The sequence below is a fragment of the Microbacterium oxydans genome (genome assembly GCF_006540085.1).
Lineage (GTDB): Bacteria > Actinomycetota > Actinomycetes > Actinomycetales > Microbacteriaceae > Microbacterium > Microbacterium oxydans.
In genome coordinates this window covers 1-20,781 of sequence record NZ_BJOG01000006.1, presented here as the reverse complement: position 1 = coordinate 20,781, position 20,781 = coordinate 1, and the positions used below count along the sequence as shown (strand labels likewise).

The window sequence follows — 20,781 nt, the reverse complement described above, 5'->3', positions numbered from 1 at the left end:
GACGACCGGAGGACGGAGAAGCGGATGACCGCGACGAGAAGACCGCCATGGCTGTTCAGCACGGTCGAGGGGTACCGCCGGGAGTGGGTGGTCCGTGACGTCGTCGCGGGTCTGTCCGCTGGTGCCGTCGTGATCCCGCAGGGGATGGCCTACGCGACGATCGCCAATCTTCCGGTGCAGGTCGGGCTCTACACGTGCATTCTGCCGATGCTGGTCTACGCGTTCCTCGGTGGAAGCCGCGCCATGAGCGTGTCGACGACCTCGACGATCGCGACCCTCACCGCGACGACCCTGGTTTCCGCGGGAGTCGCCGCGGGATCGGACGACGCGATCGGCTCCCTGATGATGCTCACGCTGCTCGTGGGAGTGATCCTGTTGATCGCCAGACTCTGTCGCCTCGGCTCGCTCGTGGAGAACATCAGCGGAGCCACTGTTCTCGGCTTGAAGATCGGTGTCGGCGCGACGGTCGCCGTCGGACAGCTGCCGAAGCTGCTGGGCGAGAGCTACAACTTCTCCGGTCATGGATTCCTCAAGTCGCTCGGCGCAGTGGCACAGGCCTTCGACAGCGTGAACTGGCCGACGGTCGCGCTGTCTGCCGGCTCGATCCTCGTGATCGTCGTGCTCAAGCGGTTCGCCCCGCGTGTACCGGGCGCACTCGTCGTGGTGGTCGCCGGGATCCTCCTGGTCGCCCTCGCTGGTCTGGATCGCTACGGCGTCGACCTCATCGCCGCGGTGCCGAGCGGGCTCCCCGTTCCGGGCGTGCCCGACTTCTCGCAGGCGGTCGTCCTCGTGCCCGGCGCCCTCGCTATCGCCGTGATGGCGTTCTTGGAGTCCGCGGCCGTCGCCCGCAGCCTGCGGGCGGCGAGCGAACCTCAGATCGACAGCGACCAGGAGCTGTTCGCGACCGGCGCGGCGAACACGGTCGGCGCATTCTTCGGCACGATGCCAGCCGCGGGAGGCTTCTCGCAGAGCGCGGTCAATCAGAGTGCGGGGGCGCGCTCCCAGGCGGCGACCCTGGTCACCGTGGTGCTCGCCGTGCTGGTCGCGCTCTTCCTGGGACCCGTTCTCAGCCTGCTCCCCCAGGCGACGCTGGCCGCGATGGTGTTCGTGGCCGTCGCCGGGCTCATCAACATCCCCGAGCTCGTGCGGTGGGCGCGGATCAGTCCGGTGGATTTCTGGATCGCGCTCGCGGTCGCGATCCTCGGGCTCACCGCCGGCCTTCTCCCGGCCGTGGCGGTCGGTGTGGTCGTGACCTTGATCCTGGTGCTCCGCGAGCTCAATGTGCCGAAGGTGACGGTCGACGCTCGCATCGGCGACGCTCTGGGGCTCCGTCTCGAACGGGGCCTCTACACGGCGAACGCGATGGCCAACGAGAAGCAGATCCTCGCCCTGGTCGAGGCGGAGGAGCAGCCGGTCCGCGCGCTCGTGCTGGGTCTGAAGCAGCAGGAGGTGATGACGATCACCGTCATCGACGCTCTGGAGAACCTCGACGGAGAGCTCGCTCAGCTCGGCATCGTGCTGCACATCGCAGCGCTTCCCGAGCGGGCAGCCGCTGTCGCTCGCCGCACACCCTGGTTCCTCGGACTGGAATCGCACGGTCGCGTGCACGCATCGGTGAGTGACGGCGTCGCGGCCGCGGATCGGGAAGCCGGTAGACGGAGCTGAGGGAGCGATGGATGAGTGATGACGCCGGACTGAGCTGGCGATGGTCGCGGTTCGGCCTCGGCCTGCTGTTCGCCGCGCCGGCGATGCTCGTCGCCCCCTTCCATCCGACGCTCGGTGTCGCGCTCGGGATCGGCGTGATACCCGCGGCCGCCTTCGGTCTCCCCCCACGCAGGAGAGCCCGCGCCATCATCCCCGTCGTCGGCACGCTCAGCGCCCTCGGCCTGCTTCTCGGGGCGCTGCTGGCGGAGTGGCCTGTGGTCGCCGTGCTCGCCGTGCTCGGGCTCGCGATCGTCGCGAGTCTCAACGCCCCACGAGGTCGGCTCGGGCAGTTGATCCTCGTTCTGGTGCTGCCGATGACCGGGATCGGGCTGAGCTTCTCCTGGTCCTCGGTCACAGGGGGATTCGCCGCCTGCATCGGCGCCGGCTCGGTGTATGCCTGGATGGTTTCCCTGCTCTGGCCCGAGCGTGAAGAGCGGGCGCGTGCCGCCAGTCCTGTACCTCGGGGGCGAGCCCTCCTGGTCTACGGGATCCTCCTCGGCATGGCTGCGGCGCTCGCCGCCACCATCGGCTTCGTTCTCGATCTCGAGCACGTGGGGTGGGCGACGGGCGCGGCGCTCCTCGTCATGCGTCCAGTCAGGGGGCAGCTGATCTCGCGCAGCATCGGGCGCGCGGCATCGGTGCTCATCGGAGCGTTCGCGGCCGCGGGCCTGGCTGTCCTGGCTCCGGGAGGTCTCGTCACCGGGCTCGTGGTCGGGGCTGTCATCGGAGCGACATGCGCCATCCAGGAGAGCCGGTGGTACGTCGTCCCTGGCTTCACCACGTTCCTCGCCCTGACCCTCATCATGTCCACCTCGCCGGAGCCTCCGGGGGCTCGATTCGCGGAACGCGCGGTGGAGACGCTTCTCGGGGTGGGGCTCGCTCTGCTGTTCGGGGCCGTGCTGCCCTCGGTGGTCGGCTTCGTCCGGCTGAGAAGCTCGGTCGCCCGATGAGGGTTCTGGACGAAAGTTGCTTGATGTGCGCGCTCCCATGGTGGGATACCTCGAGAAGGGGAGGACGTAGTATCTAACATTTCACCGGGGGCTCTTGATGGTCGAAGAACAGCCAGACGTCGATTCAGCGTGGATTCCTCCGCTTCCTGCAGGCCCCGGTGACATCCCCAGAGCCCGACTGCTGTCACGACTCTCCGCCGCGTTGGACGAGCCCTGGACACTCACCGTCCTGTCGGCCCCCGCGGGGTCGGGCAAGACACGGCTGCTCACCCAGTGGGCGCATTCGATTACCTCCTCGGACGACGATCGATCGCGTGTGGTGTGGCTCTCGCTCCAGCGCTGGCATCGGGACCTCGACCCCCTGCAGTCTGCTCTTCGGAGCATCGAAGACCCCTCGCTGCGCGAGGCACTCGACCGCCTCACCGGGCCGTGGTCGACGGAGAGGGCGCGAGATCTGGCCCGAGCCCTCCGCGCCGCGGGCCGTCGGGTAGTCGTGATCATCGACGATGTGCACCTCATCGAGACCGGGTCACTCGCCGAGATGCTGTCGGCGTTCCTGAGCGCAGTGTCGGGTACCGCCCACGTCGTGGTCTCCGGACGCGGAACCCGGCGTCTGCCTCTTGCGCGTCGACGTATCGTCGGCATGGCACTGGAACTCGGAAGCCGTGACCTGGCATTCACACCGGCGGAGGTGCGAGCGTTCTTCCGCGCGCGGGGGATGCGCCTTTCGCAGGGCGAGATCACCACCGTGCTGTTGCGTACCGAAGGATGGGCCACGGGACTCCGGCTGCTGGAGCTGGCGGCGCTGCATGATTCGTTCGCCACGGTCCTCCCGCTGCGCGGTGACTCTCCGACGGTGACCGACTACTTCGCCGAGGAGGTCTTCGCCGATCTCGACGAAAGCCTCAGTGAGTTCCTCGTGCTCACCTCGGTGCCCGAGTCGTTCACGCCGGCTCTAGCCTCGCAGTTGACAGGAGGAATGCCGGCCGAACCGCTGATCGAACAGCTCATGCGACTCAACGTGCTGATCAGTCGTAGCGGTCAAGAACCGGTCTGGTATCACTACCATCCGCTGTTGCGGGAGTTCCTCTATGCCCGCCTGAAGGACAGAGGAGAGGCGGCCGTCGAGGAGCTCGAGAGCGTGACAGCGGAGTGGTTCGCGGCCGAGCAGGAGCACGAGCGCGCCATGTTCCACGCCGCGCGGAGCGGCGACGACTGCTCGACCTCACGGATCCTCCGTCGCAGTGGGCTGCAGCTGATCCTCATGGGTTATGCGGCTGAGGTGGTCGCAGCGATCGCGTGTCTTCCTCGACCTGTGCTCGCGGATCCTGCCATGCGGATGCTGACGGCGTCCGCCGAGCTCACACAGGGAGACGCGGCCCGCGCTGCGGCGCTGCTCGAGTCGGACTCGGACCTTGAGGATTCCGTTGCGGTCCGTCAATGGCGAAAGGGCCTGGAGTTGCACACAGCCGTGCGTCGCGGGGGCCTCTCGGAAACGCTCGACCGGCTGGAGCCGGGTCTCTACGAGGTGTCGGGGGAGTCGCAGCTCGACACCTATGTATTCCTGCAGGCTGCCATGGCAGAGCTGTATACGGGGGCGTTGAACGATGCCGACCGGTTCGCCCGGCTCGCGGGGGACCACGCTCACGCCGCGGGCACTGCCGCGGCGGAGCTGCAGGCGGCCGCGATCCTGAACACAGCCGATCTCTTCCGAGGTCAGATGCGAGAAGTGCTGCGTTCCGGCGCGCTGCTGGATGAGCGCTGGCGCGCGCTCGGCATGCCTGCGGACTCCTTCTACGAGGTCACGCGGGTGTGGCGGTACTGGGTGCCTTTCGAACAGATGCTTGTCGCCGATGTGGATCAGACGCTGCGCGCGGCGACCGGGATCATCGAGTCCGGAACGGAGCCGGCGATCGCACGGGGTCTGCGAGGCCTGATCGCCCTGCTGAACGTCGATGGCGCCATCGACGCGCACGCGGCGGCTCTCGCTCTCCTCGAGAACCTCGCACCGCGCGACGACATGCCGCTGCCTGTGCACTGGTATGCGATGACGAGCACTTTCGCGATCCGCGCCTTCAACGCGCTAGGAGAGTACGCCCTCAGAGACCGCTTCATCCACGACGTCGGAGACGCTCTCGGCGAGGTCGGCGAGGTGGCCGTGCTCCGCGCGATCGCCGCGCTGCACGATCAGGCGTTCGAGCCGGCGCGGGCCGCTCTCGCTCCGGTGCTGGAAGGGGTGGCGCCGTGCCTTCTCCCTGCGTCGATGATCGACGCCTGGCTGGTCGCTGCCTGTATCGAAGTGCAGGCCGGCTGTCCCGATCAGGCGCAGGTGTCGCTGTCGTTCGCGCTCGCCCTGGCCGAACCGGAGGAGCACATCCGACGATTCGCCGACGCCGGGCCGGTCGTCGCGCGCCTTCTCGCCGCGCGCGCGACTCCGGGATCACGCGGTCGCTTCGCGGATCGCGTCCGCGAACGTCTCACCGCAGCAGGAGTGCTCATCGAGGAGGAGCTCACCCGTCGCGAACGCATCGTGCTCACGGCGTTGAGTCGCAACGCGACGCTCCGGGAGATCGCGGAGCAGGAGTTCATCTCCCCGAACACGGTCAAGACGCACGTGCGCAACATCTACCGCAAGCTGGGCGTCTCCGACCGGGACAGCGTGACGGCGGCTGCGCACGCTCTCGGGATCGAGTAGCGCACGCAGCCGCCGCGGGGAGAGCGACTCAGTCGCGTGCCATGGCTGCTGCCAGATGTGCTTCGAGGTCGAGGTAGGCGTCGTCGGCGATGTCGAACACGACCTTAGCGATCTCGCCCCCGGTGAAGTCGAAACCGTACCCGTACAGCGACGACACGGGATCGGCGCTGTCTCGACCGATCGTCAGGCCCTCGCCGCACAAGGAGAAGTGACCGAGCACCGTGCGGATCTGCTTCTCACCGACGACCTCGTCGTCGATGTAGAGCTTCACCGGTCCGACCCCCTCGCGGTGTTCGCCCATGCCTTCCTTCGTGAACTCCACGCCGATGATGTGCTTCCCGGAGGTGGGAACGGGCGCGGACACCCGGTCCTCCGGCGGGATGCCGAGGAAGTTGTACACGTAGTGCACCTGCCCGTCCTTGACGACGAGGGCGTGGCCGCCGAAGCGCGAGCCGTGCGCGAAGATGACGCCCTCGGTCTCAGGCGTGAACTCGACCTCGGCGGCGATCTTGTAAGAGACGCCGTGGGTGTTCGCCGCAGAGCGCTCCGGAACCTCACTCGTGCCCGGGTAGTAGACGAATCGGCCCGAGGGCGGAGCCGGCTGGTGGAACTCCATGGCGATGAACGTCTCGAAGTCCTTCGGGTTCCCGATGATCTGCAGATCGTTCAGAGGCAGGACGTTGTTCGTCTTCGCCTCTTCCATCCACAGCGACTTGAGCTCGGCGAGCTTGTCGGGGTGCTCGGCCGCGAGATTCTTGGCCTCGGCCCGGTCGGTGTCTGTGTGGTAAAGCTCCCACTCGTCTTCGTTGAAGTTGCTGATGCCACTCATCGGACCGTGGACCGCGACGGCCTTCCAGCCTTCGTGCCAGATGCCGCGCTGGCCGAGCATCTCGTAGTACTGGGTCTTCTTCTCGGTCGCCCCGTCGGGGGCGGCATCGAACGAGTACGCCATCGAGACTCCGGACAGCGGCGTCTGCTCGACGCCGTTGTAGGTCTCGGGGAACGTCACGCCGCACGCCTCGAGGATCGTGGGCACGATGTCGGTCGAGTGGTGGTACTGATGGCGCACCTCTCCCCGTGACTTGATCCCGGCGGGCCAGTGGATCACCAGCGGGTCGCACACGCCGCCCTGATAGGTGTACCGCTTGAACATCTTGTATGGAGTCGAGAACGCCGCCGCCCACCCGGTGGGGTAGTGGTTGTAGGTCTCCGGCGAGCCGAGCTTGTCGACCATGCGGAGGTTCTCCGCCTCGTCGTCCGGGTATCCGCCGAAGATCTTGCCCTCGTTGACCGAGCCGTTGGGGCTGCCCTCGCCGGACGCCCCGTTGTCGGCGCAGTAGATGATGAGGGTGTTCTCCAGCTGCCCCGATTCCTCCAGGTAGTCGACGATGCGGCCGACCTGGGAGTCGGTGTATTCACTGAAACCCGCGTAGACCTCGGCCATCCGCGAGAACATGGCCCTCTCCTCGGCGTTCAGCGTGTCCCACGGGCGCACCTCGTCGGTCGGATTGAACGTGCCGTCGGTCATCGGGTTCAGCGTGGTCAGATCTGTGTCGGAGGGGAGGATTCCCTTCTCGATCATCCGGGCGAGCACCCATTCGCGATAGGCCTCGTAGCCGTCGTCGAACTGCCCCTTGTACTTGTCGATGTACTCCTGAGGGGCGTGGTGCGGAGCATGGTTCGCGCCGGGGCAGAACCACAGGTACCAGGGCTTCTCCGGCTCGGTCTGCTTGACATCGCGGATCATCGTGAGGGCCTGGTCGGCGAGGTCCCTCGAGAGGTGGTACCCGTCTTCCGGCAGGTACGGCTGGTCGATGTAGTGGTTGTCCTCAGCCAGCGAGGGGTACCAGTTGTTGGTCTCTCCGCCGATGAACCCGTAGAAGCGGTCATACCCCTGAGCGAGCGGCCAGTGCTTCTTCGACGCACCGGCAGTCCACTCGTCGATCGGCACATTGTGGTTCTTCCCCACCCAGAAGGTCGACCAGCCGGCGTCACGGAGCACGTGCGCCATGGTCGCGTTCGAATCGGGGATGTGGGAGTTGTAGCCGGGGAAGCCCGTCGAGGACTCGGAGATCGTCGCGAAGCCGTTGAGGTGGTGGTTGCGTCCGGTCAGGAACGTCGACCGGGTGGGGGAGCACAGCGCCGTCGTGTGCCACTGGGAGTAGGTGAGGCCGTTCTGAGCGAGACGGTCCATCGTCGGCATGTTGATCCGTCCGCCGTACGGCGACCACGCCGCCATGCCCGTGTCGTCGTACAGGACGACCAGCACGTTCGGAGCGCCGCTCGGCGGGGTCGGCGGTCGGAAGGCGTCCCAGTCAGGAACGGAATCGCGCACGTCGAGTTCGATCTTGCCTTGGAATTCGCGAGCCATCGTGGGCCTCCTTCATCTCGGTGGAACGATGCGGCTCCCTGCCGCGTTCAACGTACTGCGGTGTGAGTCGTGGGGTCATCAGAGTCGGGTGCGCTTCATCCGGGTGAACTCTGCGCGTCCCCGTGTGGACTTCAGATCAGTGCGGCGATCGCCTTCTCGAGTTGGAGGGCGCCGATCACGAGAAGCAGCGCCGCGTTGAGCACGTGTGTGTTGCCGGCGATCCAGGAGCGCATGCGGTCGAGCACGGGCTGGGCGCGCGCACCACGGACGAGGACGAAGAACACCGGCAGGGCGATCGGCAGGGCGCCGAGCACGACGAACGCGGCGGCGACAGCGGTTCCGGCACCGGGCGCGACGCCGGACTGCGTGATGTCCAGCGCGGCGAGGATGGCGCATGACGCATCCACGGGGTTGAGCACGAACAGACCGAGGCCGAGCAGGAAGGTGCGCCCCGGCCGGAACGACTCGACGGAATGCAGCCAGCCGGGCAGCTGGGGAGAAGCGTCCACGACGTCGCGAGGAGTAGCGGCTGTCGCCATCTGCTCGATACGGGCACGCCCCTTCCGGTAGACCCAGACAGCCGCCGACACGAGGAAGCCACCGATCAGCAGGCGGACCACCGGCACCCACAGGGGCGGCTCGTCGTGCTCGTGCACCGCGAGCATCGGGAAGAGCCAGAGACCGAGCGTCATGATGCCTGCGAGGCCCAGCAACCAGCCGAGCAGATAGGCGATCCCGTTCGTCCTCGCGTTGCGGGACAGCAGCACGGCGACGAGGGCCATGATGGCGAGGGGGCTGAGCACGACGCCGAGGGCGACGGGCACGAGGTCCAGGATCAACTCGCCCACGTCATCCCTCCTTCCACAACCCCGCTGCCGTGCCTCAGAAGCTGCCGATGCCCTTGCCGATCATCGAGATGCCGATGACCAGCAGCAGAACCGCCATGATGACGGCATTCTCCGCCGCCAGCCAACCGCGGAGAGCATCCAGGGGCGCTCGGAGCCGATCGGCGGCGACGAGGTAGCCGATGACCGGGACGAGCACCGTCGAGGCGGCGATGACCGTGTACACGGCGATCACCACGACGATCGACCCCACGGGAAGCGCCGCGCCACCGATGTCCGTGCCGGCGCCGGCGGCCATGATGAGGTTCTTGGGATTCACCGCCGACAGCAGGAAGCCGAGCCCGAACGCGAACGGGAAGGTGATCGTGTCGATCGCCTTCATCCACTTCGGCAGTGCGGCCTCCTCGCCCGGCCGGGGGCGTTTGCGCCACTGCCCGAAAGCCAGCAGGAAGAGCAGAGCCCCCAGAACGAGCTGAACCGCGCCGCGGATCGGATGCGACGCGTCGCTGTCATCTTCCGGCAGGAGCGAGGACACCAGCGTGAAGACCGTCACCGCGACGACGATCCCCAGCACCCAGCCGAAGAGGAAGCCGACGCTGGTCACCCTCGCCTTGGGTGAGAGCAGCATGAGGATTGCGGCGATGATCGGAATCGGACTGATCGCCACGCCGAGCGCGAGCGGGAGGATGTCTCCGATGACGCTACCCATCAGGGGCCTTTCTCGAGGGGAGCTCGTCCTGCTTCCGGAGCGGCGAGCATCGCGATCGCCTCGCGGTTGGTCGCGTAGACGTGTTCCGAAGCCAGGAGATCGAGGGCCTTCAGCCGGTGCACGGTGTTGGGGCGCACTCGGCTGAAGGACAGGGAGACGGAGCGGTCGGCGAGCCATTCCTTGAGGGAGGCGAACGATTCGGCGCCGGTGACATCGACGTCGGTCACCGCCTCCATATCGACCACCAGGTGACGGACCTCGTTCTCTCCGGCGGCGCGGACGGCGGTCTTCACCGCAGAGGAGAACACCGCCCCGTTCGCGAAGAACAGGGGCGCGGCGAGTCGGACGACCACGATCCCCGGAGCGGTCATGGTCCCGGCCGGCGCATCCTCCAGGAGGGACTCACCCGGGTCGCCGGTGGACTCGAGGACGTCGATGGCCGGATTGGCCGCGCGCTTGGCCAGGTTTATCAGCGCGAGGACGAATGCGACGAGGATCCCGGGGATCGAACCGATGAACAGGGTGACCAGGAAGCAGGTCGCGCCGATCAGGAACTCGAACCGGTCTTTGCGCCACAGATCGATGAACTCGCGGATGCCGAGCAGGGGGATGATCGCGACGCCGACGATCGCTCCGATCGCCGGGGAGGGGATATCGGCCAGCAGCGCGGTGCCGAACAGCAGCAGCAGGAGCGTGCCTGCAGCGAGGATCAGCGCGGGGAACTGCGTACGAGAACCCGCCTGATCCATGGCGGCGGTGCGGGACGTCGATGAGCCGACGGAGAAGCTGCCCTGAGCGCCTGCGGCGATGTTCGCCGCGCCGAACGCCAGGAGATCGCGGTTCGCGTGGAACGGGTATCCGTGCTTCTCGGAATACGACCTCGACACCAGTAGCCCCTCGGCCGTGGTGACCAGTGTCAGCGCGATCGCCGATGGGACCAGCATGAGCCACAGCGACCAGTCGATCACGGGCCACGTGAGCACGGGCGCACCGGCGGGGACCTCACCCAGGACGTCGACTCCTCGCTGGTCGAGCCCGGTCAGGACCACGACGACGGTCGTCGCCACCAGGACGATCAGAGCCCACGGGACGGCACGGAGGAACCTGCGGCCGAGCAGCAGCACGGCGACGGAGCAGACCGAGATCAGCACCGCCCATCCGTTGAGCGTCGGGAGCCCGCCGATCAGATCAGCGACCTTCCCGGTGAAGTCCTTCCCGGAGTCGATGCTGACGCCGAGCATCTTCGCGAGCTGGCTCACCATGATGTCGAGGGCGAGACCGCCGACGAAGCCGACGAGGATCGGCTTGGAGAGGAAGTTGGCGAGGAACCCGAGCTTGAAGACCGCGAGCAACGCGAACATGATGCCGCAGATGATGGCCTGGGCGAGCGCGAGCGTCGCGTAGTCCGCGCTTCCGGCGGCCGCGAGCCCGCCGATCGAGGAGGCGACGAGTGCTGCGGCTGCGGCATCGGGTGAGGCGACCAGCTGCCGGGAGGACACCACGAGGGCGTAGACGACCGTGGGGACGATGAGTGCGTACAGCCCGGCGGTGGGCGGCAGGCCCGCGATCTGCGCGTACCCGATGTTGAGGGGGATGGCGATCGCGAGCAGAGTGACGCCAGCGGTCAGCTCGGTGACGAAGTTGCGTCTGGTCAGTCCTGCGAGTGGACGTTGCACATCGCCTCCATCCGCCGGCGCCCCTGGTCGAGCGCTCCTGCGTCCACGATCCCACCGGAGGGGTCGCCGGACCACGGATCGACCGCAACTCACCCCTGGTGATTTACAGCCGGAGCGTCCTGCGCCGCCCGCTCAGCGGCGACGAGGTATGCGCCGCCGTCGGCCTCGCCGTGTCGCCGCCGGGGCGGGCTCCGGCTCCGGTGTCCGCGGGACCGCGGTGCGGTCGCCCGAGAGCCACCGCACCCAGAGCGTGTCGGGATCGCCCTCGAAGACGAGCGTGCGTGCGAGGAGCGTGAGCGGGATCGAGAGGATCGCACCGAGCGGGCCGATGATGAAGGTCCAGAAGATCACGGAGAAGAAGCTCAGGGTCAAGCTGAGATCGACGGCGTCGCTGACGAACTTCGGCTGCACGAGAACCTGGAGCACCACGTTCACGACGCAGTAGACCGCGACCACACCGATGAGCAGAGGCCACCCTCCGACGACGAAGGCCAGGATCGCGGGCGGGACGAGCCCGAGCACGAAGCCGATGTTCGGGATGAAGTTCGTGACGAACGCGAGGATCGCCCAGACCACGGGTGCGGGGACGCCCATCCACCACAGCGCGAGACCGTCGATGACAGCGACGATCGCGCCGAAAGTCGCGTTGACGATGTAGTAGCGGCGCACACCGGTGTTGAGCCGAGTGATCCGGGCGATGACTGCGGCCTTGGATGCCCCGAACACCGACGGAGCGTCCCGATAGCGGGCCGCGTCGACCGCCATGAAGATGATGTAGGCGCAGACGAAGAACAGTGCGGTCGCGACGCCGATCACAGTCCCGCCGATGCTGCGTGCGAGTCCCAGAAGCGTCGTCGGATCGAGGACCGAAGCCGCGGCGGCCGACGCCTCCTCGTCCAGGCCGAGGGACTGCAGCCACCCGACGAGATCATCGACGGTCTTCGCCAGTCCGCCTTCCGAGACGAGGTCGGCGATGAGCCGCGCGAACTGCGTGCCGGCCAGCCAGAGCAGAGCGCCCATGACCAGGAGGATCAGGTAGGCGACGACGATCACCGCGGTCGTGCTGCCCCACTGCGGCCACCCGCGCCGTTCGAGCGGTCGACGCAGAGGATCGCAGATCACCACGATCACGATCGCGAGCGCGACGGGTCCGAGGAGATCGCGCGCGAAGTAGACGCCGGCGAGGGTCACTGCGCTCGCCGCGAGAAGGAGCAGCACCCGCAGACTGGGGGAGATCCGGTCGGGGGAGCGCTCCGGCGCAGGCGAGGTGGTCACGCCGAAAGCGTAGTCGACGGGTCAGAAGGGCTCGGGAGCGACCAGCGGCGGCACGTCCTGATGTCCCGAGACGACGGCTCGCAGACCCGCCGCTTCCAATGCCGCTGCCACGTCGTGGATCGTCGCTGACACCACGGACGTGCCATGGAGCGGGTGATGCCAGATGCGGAGCGCGAGCATCCACCGGGCCGGGGAGACCGATGTGAAGATCACGCCCGGATGTTCGCGGGTGTGCACTCCTTCGACCTCGCTCGCGGCGCGGGAGATGATCGACACGACGTCATGAGCATCGATCCCGTCCGCCCGTTCGACCCGGATGTCGAGGGTGCTGCACCGCGCACCGTGGCGAGAGTCGTTGACCAGGACCCCGGTGAGGAGGGCGGCGTTCGGTACGTGTACGGTCCGACCGTCGACGGTCGAGAGGATGACCGACCGGCCGTTGAGCTCCTGCACGACTCCTCGCAGCTTGCCGTCGGGCCCTTCGACCTCTATCTCCTCGCCGATCTTCACGGACTGGCGGGATTGGATCAGCACCCCGGCCGCGAAGTTGTCCGCGACGCCGCGGAGCACGAGGACCAGAACGACGACCGCGATCGCGGTCATCGCCAGGAGCGGTTGGACATTCGCGCCGAGGAAGGCCAGCCCGACCCCGATCCCGATCAGCAGCAGCGAGTACTGGGCGAACCGTGCCGCCAGCTGGGCGACGGAGTCGGAGATACCCGGTGCGCGCTTCGTGATCTTGAGCACGCCCTTGCGTGCGAAACGGGAGAGCAGCCAACCGACGAGGACCGAGAGCACCGCGAGCACGATCTGCCACGGCGACAGGCCGTCCGGGAAGAGCACGTCCAGACTCACGGGCGGCGACCGCTCGCTCGCAGGTTCATCCGCAACATCCGACCAGCATGCGACGCGCGCGCTCGCCGCGGGTCGGCCACTCATCCCTCGGGGGTGATGTCCTGGGGTGGCGGCGCCATCGCCCCAGGAGGGTGAAGGGCGCTCGCTCAGGCAGGAGCAGAGCCCCAGACTGAGCACATGTCGTCGTCGCCCCCATCACCGGACCTCCTCACGGCAGCCCGATCGAAGGGAGCCATGCGGGAACGGTCTCGAGAGGCCATCGGCCTTCAGATCTCGATCTGCGCCTTCATCATCGCCGCTCTCGTCGCCCTCGTGGTGTTCCGACTGCAGGGGGCGCCCATCTCCGGGCCGGATTCCGTCGGGCAGTTCGCGGCGCTCGCGTCCGCTGTCACGGCGACCGTGGTCTTCGTCTTAGGACGCGTGATCGCCTCCGATCCTGCACGGCGGAAGCGCCTCGGTGCGCTCGACGTCGTCGACATCGCTGCCTTCGCCTTCGCCCACGCAGTGATCGCCTTGCTCGGATGGACACTCGCAGCCGTCGTCATCGAAGCGGCGTTCAGCGGAGCGGTGGTCTTCCCGGTCCCGGTGCTCATGCTCACCGGGGCGGCGGCAGGGCTCTCGGCATACGTGACGTACTACTCGTCGACGCATCTCGATCTCCAGATGCTCGCGACGGTGCTCGCGGTGTTCCTGATCCTCGGGATCCTGGCGAGCATGCTGACCGCGAGTGATCCGCAATGGTGGCAGGAGAACCTCAGCGCGCTCGGCATGACGGATGATCTGTCGGCCCGAGCGTTCAACCTGACTCTGATCGTCGCAGGCGTGCTGGTCACCACGCTGGCGAGGTACGCGACGAAGGAGGTTCCGACGACGCATCCGCGCGGGGTGATCGCGGTTCGGACCTGCCTCGTCGTCGTCGGGGTCTTCCTCGCGTTGGTCGGTGTCTTCCCCGTGGACGAACACTTCGCCCTCCACACCGGGGTGGCGTCGGGAATGGTCGTGGCGTTCGCCGTGGCCGTCGTCGGACTCCGGCGGTGGGTGCCGAGAGTCTCGCGGACCTTCCTCATGCTGGGGTACGTCTTCCTGCTCGTCATCGTGGTGCTGGCGGTCTTCTTCGCCATCGGCTACTACACGCTCACTGCGGTCGAGCTGGTGGCCGGCACCCTCGTGTTCACCTGGATCATCCTGTTCATCCGCACGGCGGACGCGCTCAGACGCGACGCGGCCACCGAAGCCGCCGGGTAAAGATCACCCGGAGGATGACCTTGAAGGGGTGTTCGAGACGCCACTAGCTTGGTGCCATGTCGCACCCCGTACGTTCGTCGAGACCGGGACCAACGGTGCGATTCCGGCCGCCCGCACCCCAGCCGGGCGCCATCCACCGTGCACGGGTGAGCGCAGCGGTGGAGGAAGCCGCAGCCCATCACCCGCTGACCGTGGTCAGCGCCCCGAGCGGTTTCGGCAAGACGACCGCGGTCGCCGATTGGGCATGCCGCCTCGACCATGTCGCATGGCTCGGGCTCAGCACGTTCGACTCCGATCCCGCCAGGCTGACTCAGGGGGTCGTTAACGCGCTCGTCGAAGCCGCTGGGCGCTCGGGTCTCGACCTCGACCTCGACCGGGACCTGGAGGATCCCTATCGCGCCTATCAGGAGATCTGCCGAGTCCTCGAGGAGTCGGGGGAACGCGTGCATCTCGTCGTCGACGATGCGCATCGCGCAGGGGAGGCGTGGCGCGAAGGTCTGCTGGGGATGCTGGCAGAGCAGGCTCCGGACACTCTCAGCGTGGTGCTGGTGGGGACGACGCTCCTCGAGGTGACGCTTTCCCGGCACCGGGTGACACATCCCGGTTCGTTCGTCGGTGCGGAGACACTCAGCTTCACCGGGGACGAGGTGCAGCAACTCCTCGACCAGGAACCGGACGGCCTCTCGCGCGCGACGATCATGGAGGAGACCAGAGGCTGGCCTATCGCCGTCAGACTGATGATGATCGGCGGAGCCAAGCCGGACAGCCGCGCACAGAGCGCTTCGAGCTTCCTCGGCGGTTACGTGAGAGAGCACGTGCTGGGTGCACTCCCGGTCGAGGTCTCGAACTTCGTCCTCGAGGCCAGCATCTGCGGTGAGCTGACTCCCGAGCTCGCTGCAGCGGTCACCGGTCGCGCCGATGCTCCGGCGATGCTGGAGACGTGCGTGCGACTCGGTCTCTTCCTCGACAGGTTCGAGGGTCCGCACGGTGTCGTGTACCGATGGCACGCGTCCTTCGCACGGCGGTGCGCGGAGATTCTGGCCGGTGATGCGCAGCGCGCTGCCGCATGTCATCGTCGCGCGGCGTCCGCACTCGAGGCGACCGATCCGACAGCGTCCATCGCGCATTCGCTCCACGCCTCGGACTTCTTCGGTGCCAGAGAGACGCTGCTCCGGCACTGGGTGGGGCTCGTGGTCGGTGCCCGCGCCGACGAGGTCGAACGCACGGCGATGGAGATGCTGCATCGGGTGCCCGACGACGCGCAGGTGCTTCTGGTGCGTGCGTGCGCCAGCGACGTGCTCGGCGATCATCGCGTGGCGAGGGAGCTGTTCCGTCGGGCGGAGGCGACGGTGGCGACACCGGGCGGTGTTGACGAGCCCGCCGTGCTGCAGATCGCGCGGCTCTTCATCGCCGACGAGCGTGCGGCGGTGGCGGATGCGAGCGCGAAGGTGCGGCAGATGCTGCTCGAAGCGGATTCCACGGATCTCGGGGACCGAGCCGCGCTCAACTATCTCCTCGGATGGACGGAGATCCGTCATCGCGGTAACCCGGCAGTCCCGCTCGAGTACTTCTCCGCCGCGGCCCGGGAGGCGCAGAATTCGGGGGATCGCGAACTCGCGAAGCGATCACTCGGGCACCTCGCCTTCGGACAGACCTGGGCCGGCCGATTCGTCGAGGCACGGCGAACGCTCCGCACCGTCGAGCGCGCCGATGATGTCGGACTTCCGTGGAGCACGTATGCGGGAGGCAGCGCGGCCGTGGCAGCGGGATACGTGTCGTACTGGGCGGGGGAGTTCGACGACGCGATCCGCGAGTTCGGCGTCGTCGTCCACAACGCCGGCTCCGACCATTCCTTCATGAGTGTGGCTCGCATGATGATCGCCTACGCGGCTGCGGAGACCGGAGACGTCGCGGTCTGCCGCCGCGCGGCGATCGGTATCCAGGACATTCCGCTGGAGGTGGTGCACGGCATCTCGTGGCCGGCCTTCCGAGAGTCGTCGGTCGCTCTGCTCGAAGAAGCCGTCGGTCGACAGGACCGCGCGATGCGGATCGCCCGGAAGTACATCCACTGCCCTGACCTGCCGGTCGTCAACGTCGCGCTGTCGGGTGTGCTCCGGCGCGCCGGCGAGTACGCCGCCGCACTGGAGATGCTGAGGTCACTGCGCGCTTTCGGCGAGGTCTCCTACGTGAAGGCCTCGACCCTGCTCACGGCGGCATTGCTGCGACGTCGTGCGGGCCACCACGACGAGGCACATGAGCTGTGCGAGGCCGCTGTCGCCGTCGCCGCGGGGGAGGACATCCGTCTTCTGTTCGGTCCGCGCGACACAGCCGCGCGCAAACTGCTGGCCGAGCACGTGCACTTCGGGACGCAGTTCGAGGACTTCATCGGCAGATCACTGGCGAAGGACAACGCGGGTTCGCCAGTGGACGCTCTCTCCGAACGGGAGCGCGACGTCTTCCAGCAGTTGCAGACGGCGCGTACCCTGCAGGAGATCGCTCGTGAGCTCGCGGTGTCGATCAACACGGTGAAGACGCACCAGCGCGCGATCTACCGGAAGCTCGGAGTGTCGTCGCGTCGCGAGGCCGTGCGCACGACCGTCTGACCCGCGCCATCCCTGAACGGAGTCACGGCCCGCGAAGGGCCGACGAGAGGACGGTGTTCGCGACCCTGGCAGGGATCTGCTGCGTCGTGAGGATCCGATCGATCCTGCAGTCCACGTCGCGGGCGAACCGCTCCACCCAGGCGAGTTCGACGAGGAACAGGGCGGCGAGAGCACCGATCGGGATCCTCGCGGCGAAGTGTCCTGCATCGTCCGCTCCGATGAGCCCCGGCGTTCCCAGGACCAGACCCGCGAGCGTGAAATCATCGCGATCCACCTCGACGAGGCGATGTTCGTCAGGACCGAGGCGCCTGATGATCACGACGTCGAGCAGGCGGATGGCGCCGTTCTCCACCTGGCGTAGGAGCGCCTCGAGGACGTGGGAGCCGAGGCGGTCGTCCTCGAGGCGGACGACGACGAACTCCACGTCGCCGAGCGCCCGGAGTCTCGTCAGATCGACCGCCTCAGCCACGACGTCAGCTCAACGCACGGGCCTTGATGGCCGAGAACTCGTCCGGGGTGATCGTGCCGGCGGCGAGCAGCTTGGACGCCTTGTCGATCTCATCGCTGGGGCTCGACCCGGCGACGCTGCGGATGTAGGAGTCCGCTGCGTGCTGCTGTTCGCGGTACGCCGACGCGCTCCGTTCGCCCATGCCCCTGCCGCGCGCGATCAGGTAGATGAGCGCCGTGAGGAACGGGACGAAGATCAGGAAGATGATCCAGACGGCTTTCCACCAGCCGTTGAGGGTGTGATCCCGGAACAGGTCGGCGACGATGTTGAAGAGCACCATCAGATAGGAGACGAACACGAAGACCCAGAAGAACCACCAGATGATGTCCCAGAAGCTTTCCCAAATGGACACGTCGCACCTCTTTCGTTGAGTTGTTGCTTACGGCGATGGTGCCAGTGGTGACCGCGGAGCGAACGCACCGCTCACCCTGCACGGGCGACCCGGCGTCGGGCCGGCGCCGGAGCTCTCATCCTCCGCGGGTGAGAGCGCGGCGCTTTTCCGGGGAGGCGGTGCGAGCATGGAGTCGTTCACGGTCGGCGTGCGCGCCGTGAGAAGGGAAATCTTCATGAATGACTTCCGATTCGGTCCGGCCGAGCTCTACCTCGTCGGGTTCGAGGGGTCGCGTCCGGATCCGGCGACTTTCCGTGCCTTGACCGATCTCGTCGACAGCGGAGTGGTGCGGCTGCTCGACTTCGTCGTGATCGCGAAATCGGAGACGGGGACGGTCGAGATCGTCGAGCTCGAGGATGAGGACGGCTCGCTCGGTCTGGATGACTTCGAGCCGATCGCCGCGGGCTTGGCAGGCGAGGAGGACGTCGAGGCGCTGGCCGCGTCGCTCGCGCCGGGCCGGTCTGCGGCACTCGTGGTACTCGAGCTCACCTTCGCGCGCGCCCTTGCACAGAACCTCGCGGCGGCGGGGGGCGAGGTGCTGCGCACGGAGCGCGTCCCGGCGCCCGTGGTGAACGCGGTGATGGACATCCTCGATCAGGAAGGTGAATGACATGCCCTTGAGAAGATTCGGCCGGCCGGGGCTCATCGGCCTCGCGGCCAGGACCGCGGTGGTTGCGGGAACAGCGACAGCCATCGGCGGTGCGATGTCACGGCGCCAGGAGCAGCGTGCACAGGGGGAGTACGAACAGCAGCAGTACGAGGCCGCGCAGCAGCAGGCGCAGATCGACGCTGCCTCGCAGAACGCCGCCGCGCAGTACTCCTCACCGCCGCCGGCAGCCCCCGCAGCGGGGAACGATCTGATCGCGAAGCTGCAGCAGCTCGCATCCCTGAAGGACTCCGGTGTGCTCTCGGAGGCCGAGTTCGCCGCAGCGAAGCAGAAGCTCCTGAGCTGACGACGAGATCGCCCGCCGCGGGAACGACAGCAGAGACGAGAGCGCGAATGAGCGAACTGGACGATCTACGGGCACGAGTCGCCCTGCTGGAGCAGGAGAACGCCGAGCTCGCGAAGCCACGACGCCGTCCGGTGGCCAGGAGCATCGTCGCGGGAATCGTCCTGGCGGTGGCGGTGCTGTTGGCGCCGATCGCCGCCATGGGGACGTGGGCGCGTCTGCAGCTCGTGGACGCCGATCGCTTCGTCGCGACGTTCGCACCTCTCGCAGCCGACCCCGACGTTCAGGACTTCGTCGCCGATCAGGTCAGCTCCGCCATCCAGGAGCAGGTGGACTTCGACGCCGTCGTCGGCGACGTGTTCGACGGGCTCCGTGAGCTCGATCTGCCACCACGAGCCTCGTCGGCGCTCTCCCTGTTGGAAGCGCCGGCGGCCAGCGGACTGACCTCCCTCGTCGACGGTGTCATCCATGACGTCGTCGCCTCCGACCAATTCGCCGACATCTGGGCTCAGTCGCTCCGTTTCACCCATGAGCGCGCTGTCGCGATCATGCAGAACAGCCCAGGTACCGCGTTGCAACTCGCAGATGACGGTGTGCTCTCGGTAGATCTCGGTCTCGTCGTCGACCGGGTCAAGGACGCCTTGAAAGAACGCGGCGTCGGATTCGCCGACCTCATCCCCGCGATCGACAGATCGATTCCGATCGCTCAGGCCGACGCGCTGGTGCTGGTGCGCACCCTGTACCAGGTGGCCGTCGCCGCCGGCTTCTGGTTGCCATGGGTCGTTCTCGGTCTCGTGGTCGTCGGCATCGCGGTGGCGCGCAACCGACTGCGGGCACTGTTCTGGACCAGTGCGGCGTTCGCTGCCGCATTCCTCCTCCTCGCAGGAGGAGTGGGCATCGGGCGCACGTTCTTCATCGGTGCCGTCAGCCCGTCGATCATGACCGCGGCGGCCGCGCAGTCGCTGTTCGATCAGGTGACGTCGCTGTTGAGCCCGACGATCGCCGCGCTGGCGATGGTCGGCGTGCTGATCGCGGTCTGGGCATGGGGTGCAGGCACGAGCCGTGCGGCCGTGGCCCTGCGGAGCGCACTCGACAGCGGGTTCTCCGCAACGCGCGGCACGTGGGAGCGTCGCGGATTGTCGACAGGTCGGCTCGGCCTCATGATCGAGCGGTTCCATGGACCCCTTCTGCTCGTGGGCATGGCGATCGCGGTGCTCGTCCTCGTCGTGACCAGACCGGTGACGTTCGGGACCGTGCTCGGCGTGACCGCCGGGCTCGTCGTCTTCGTGATCGTGATCGAGCTGCTCCGACGTCCGGAGCTTCCCTCCCCAGCGGTCGCGGGGGCGTCCGATGCCGACGGGACGAGTTCGGACCGTAGCGATACAGACACAGACACGGACACAGACGCAGACGCAGACGTGGAGGTGGCGCCGCTGTGACGTCGCCGGCCTCGCCTTCATGATCGAAGGAGCAGAGGATGCCGGAATCCAACGCGGACTTCGCCGGTCAGATCGAACTGGACGTGCGGGACTCGGTCCCGGACTGGTCACCGTACGAGCTGCGGAAGGCTCCCGATGGTGCACCGAACGTCCTCGTCGTGCTCTACGACGACACCGGACTCGCCTCCTGGTCGCCGTACGGTGGCCGCATCAGCATGCCCACGATGGACCGCCTTGCCCGACGGGCTCACGTACACGCAGTGGCACACGACGGCGCTGTGCTCCCCGACCCGATCGACCATGCTCACCGGTCGAAACCACCACGTGAACCGCGCGGGGGTCATCATGGAGGGCACCAACGGGTTCCCCGGATTCGCGGGACGCCTGCCGGGGGGAGTGCGCGACGATCGGCCAGATCCTGCAGCAGAACGGCTACTCGACCTTCTGGGTGGGCAAGGACCACAACGTCCCGGAACAGGACAACGCCCCCGGCGGGGACCGATCGATGTGGCCCCTGCAGCTCGGCTTCGACCGGTTCTACGGATTCCTGGGGGGGGGGGGGGGG

16 protein-coding genes are annotated in these 20,781 nt (G+C 67.5%); 8 read left to right on the top strand and 8 right to left on the bottom strand.

The annotated features are described in order from the left end of the window. Nucleotides 1–24 precede the first annotated feature (24 nt). From MOX01_RS12930 to MOX01_RS12920, 3 genes are all read left to right on the top strand, one after another. Nucleotides 25–1,665 carry a SulP family inorganic anion transporter gene (locus tag MOX01_RS12930; RefSeq protein WP_141370042.1) on the top strand — a complete coding sequence of 547 codons (1,641 nt, stop codon included), beginning with the start codon at nt 25–27 and terminating at the stop codon, nt 1,663–1,665. 11 nt (nt 1,666–1,676) lie between these two features. Then, nucleotides 1,677–2,654, top strand: a complete 978-nt coding sequence (locus MOX01_RS12925) for an FUSC family protein (RefSeq protein ID WP_141370040.1) — start codon at nt 1,677–1,679, stop codon at nt 2,652–2,654. A gap of 97 nt (nt 2,655–2,751) precedes the next feature. Beyond that, nucleotides 2,752–5,349 (top strand): winged helix-turn-helix domain-containing protein, encoded by a 2,598-nt coding sequence (locus MOX01_RS12920; RefSeq protein WP_141370038.1) that lies wholly within the window; start codon nt 2,752–2,754, stop codon nt 5,347–5,349. A gap of 28 nt (nt 5,350–5,377) precedes the next feature. On the opposite strand, the gene MOX01_RS12915 is transcribed toward MOX01_RS12920, so the two are convergent. From MOX01_RS12915 to MOX01_RS12890, 6 genes are all read right to left on the bottom strand, one after another. Next, nucleotides 5,378–7,720: an arylsulfatase gene (locus tag MOX01_RS12915; protein WP_061015254.1), complete on the bottom strand. Its 2,343-nt coding sequence runs from the start codon at nt 7,718–7,720 to the stop codon at nt 5,378–5,380. Nucleotides 7,721–7,851: 131 nt separating this feature from the next. Next, entirely contained in the window at nt 7,852–8,568 is a 717-nt protein-coding gene (locus MOX01_RS12910; protein ID WP_061015255.1) for a GAP family protein, read from the bottom strand. Nucleotides 8,569–8,602: 34 nt separating this feature from the next. Continuing rightward, a complete protein-coding gene (locus MOX01_RS12905) occupies nt 8,603–9,274 on the bottom strand; it encodes a GAP family protein (RefSeq protein WP_061015256.1) in 672 nt (223 codons plus the stop codon). Continuing rightward, entirely contained in the window at nt 9,274–10,950 is a 1,677-nt protein-coding gene (locus MOX01_RS12900; RefSeq protein WP_061015257.1) for a SulP family inorganic anion transporter, read from the bottom strand. The genes MOX01_RS12905 and MOX01_RS12900 overlap by 1 nt, the downstream gene beginning before the upstream one ends. Before the next feature lie 132 nt (nt 10,951–11,082). Beyond that, entirely contained in the window at nt 11,083–12,225 is a 1,143-nt protein-coding gene (locus tag MOX01_RS12895; RefSeq protein WP_230977870.1) for an AI-2E family transporter, read from the bottom strand. A gap of 21 nt (nt 12,226–12,246) precedes the next feature. After that, complete coding sequence (locus MOX01_RS12890) at nt 12,247–13,080, bottom strand: mechanosensitive ion channel family protein (RefSeq protein ID WP_170224251.1); 834 nt, start codon at nt 13,078–13,080, stop codon at nt 12,247–12,249. Between the two features lie 234 nt (nt 13,081–13,314). Here MOX01_RS12890 and MOX01_RS12885 point away from each other — a divergent pair, with 234 nt between their 5' ends. Continuing rightward, nucleotides 13,315–14,325, top strand: coding sequence for a DUF998 domain-containing protein (locus MOX01_RS12885; RefSeq protein ID WP_218028592.1), 1,011 nt, complete (start codon nt 13,315–13,317; stop codon nt 14,323–14,325). A gap of 146 nt (nt 14,326–14,471) precedes the next feature. Then, nucleotides 14,472–16,928, top strand: coding sequence for a winged helix-turn-helix domain-containing protein (locus MOX01_RS12880; protein ID WP_141370032.1), 2,457 nt, complete (start codon nt 14,472–14,474; stop codon nt 16,926–16,928). Nucleotides 16,929–16,950: 22 nt separating this feature from the next. Here MOX01_RS12880 and MOX01_RS12875 read toward each other — a convergent pair whose 3' ends face one another. Both MOX01_RS12875 and MOX01_RS12870 read right to left on the bottom strand, forming a co-directional pair. Beyond that, complete coding sequence (locus MOX01_RS12875) at nt 16,951–17,397, bottom strand: DUF6325 family protein (RefSeq protein WP_061015262.1); 447 nt, start codon at nt 17,395–17,397, stop codon at nt 16,951–16,953. A 4-nt stretch (nt 17,398–17,401) separates the two neighbouring features. Continuing rightward, on the bottom strand, nt 17,402–17,788 hold the full coding sequence (locus MOX01_RS12870; RefSeq protein WP_061015263.1) for an SHOCT domain-containing protein: 387 nt from the start codon (nt 17,786–17,788) through the stop codon (nt 17,402–17,404). 214 nt (nt 17,789–18,002) lie between these two features. Here MOX01_RS12870 and MOX01_RS12865 point away from each other — a divergent pair, with 214 nt between their 5' ends. The 3 genes from MOX01_RS12865 to MOX01_RS12855 are packed head-to-tail and all read left to right on the top strand — an operon-like array spanning nt 18,003 to nt 20,216. Next, a complete protein-coding gene (locus tag MOX01_RS12865) occupies nt 18,003–18,437 on the top strand; it encodes a DUF6325 family protein (protein ID WP_061015276.1) in 435 nt (144 codons plus the stop codon). A gap of 1 nt (nt 18,438) precedes the next feature. After that, nucleotides 18,439–18,780, top strand: a complete 342-nt coding sequence (locus MOX01_RS12860) for an SHOCT domain-containing protein (protein ID WP_061015264.1) — start codon at nt 18,439–18,441, stop codon at nt 18,778–18,780. Between the two features lie 47 nt (nt 18,781–18,827). Continuing rightward, nucleotides 18,828–20,216, top strand: a complete 1,389-nt coding sequence (locus tag MOX01_RS12855; protein WP_230977871.1) for a hypothetical protein — start codon at nt 18,828–18,830, stop codon at nt 20,214–20,216. The last annotated feature ends 565 nt before the right edge of the window (nt 20,217–20,781 follow it).

Coding starts and splice junctions, on each gene's coding strand:
- MOX01_RS12930 (WP_141370042.1), top strand. CDS start 25: ATGACCGCGACGAGAAGACCGCCATGGCTGTTCAGCACGGTCGAGGGG.
- MOX01_RS12925 (WP_141370040.1), top strand. CDS start 1,677: ATGAGTGATGACGCCGGACTGAGCTGGCGATGGTCGCGGTTCGGCCTC.
- MOX01_RS12920 (WP_141370038.1), top strand. CDS start 2,752: ATGGTCGAAGAACAGCCAGACGTCGATTCAGCGTGGATTCCTCCGCTT.
- MOX01_RS12915 (WP_061015254.1), bottom strand. CDS start 7,720: ATGGCTCGCGAATTCCAAGGCAAGATCGAACTCGACGTGCGCGATTCC.
- MOX01_RS12905 (WP_061015256.1), bottom strand. CDS start 9,274: ATGGGTAGCGTCATCGGAGACATCCTCCCGCTCGCGCTCGGCGTGGCG.
- MOX01_RS12885 (WP_218028592.1), top strand. CDS start 13,315: ATGCGGGAACGGTCTCGAGAGGCCATCGGCCTTCAGATCTCGATCTGC.
- MOX01_RS12865 (WP_061015276.1), top strand. CDS start 18,003: ATGAATGACTTCCGATTCGGTCCGGCCGAGCTCTACCTCGTCGGGTTC.
- MOX01_RS12860 (WP_061015264.1), top strand. CDS start 18,439: ATGCCCTTGAGAAGATTCGGCCGGCCGGGGCTCATCGGCCTCGCGGCC.
- MOX01_RS12855 (WP_230977871.1), top strand. CDS start 18,828: ATGAGCGAACTGGACGATCTACGGGCACGAGTCGCCCTGCTGGAGCAG.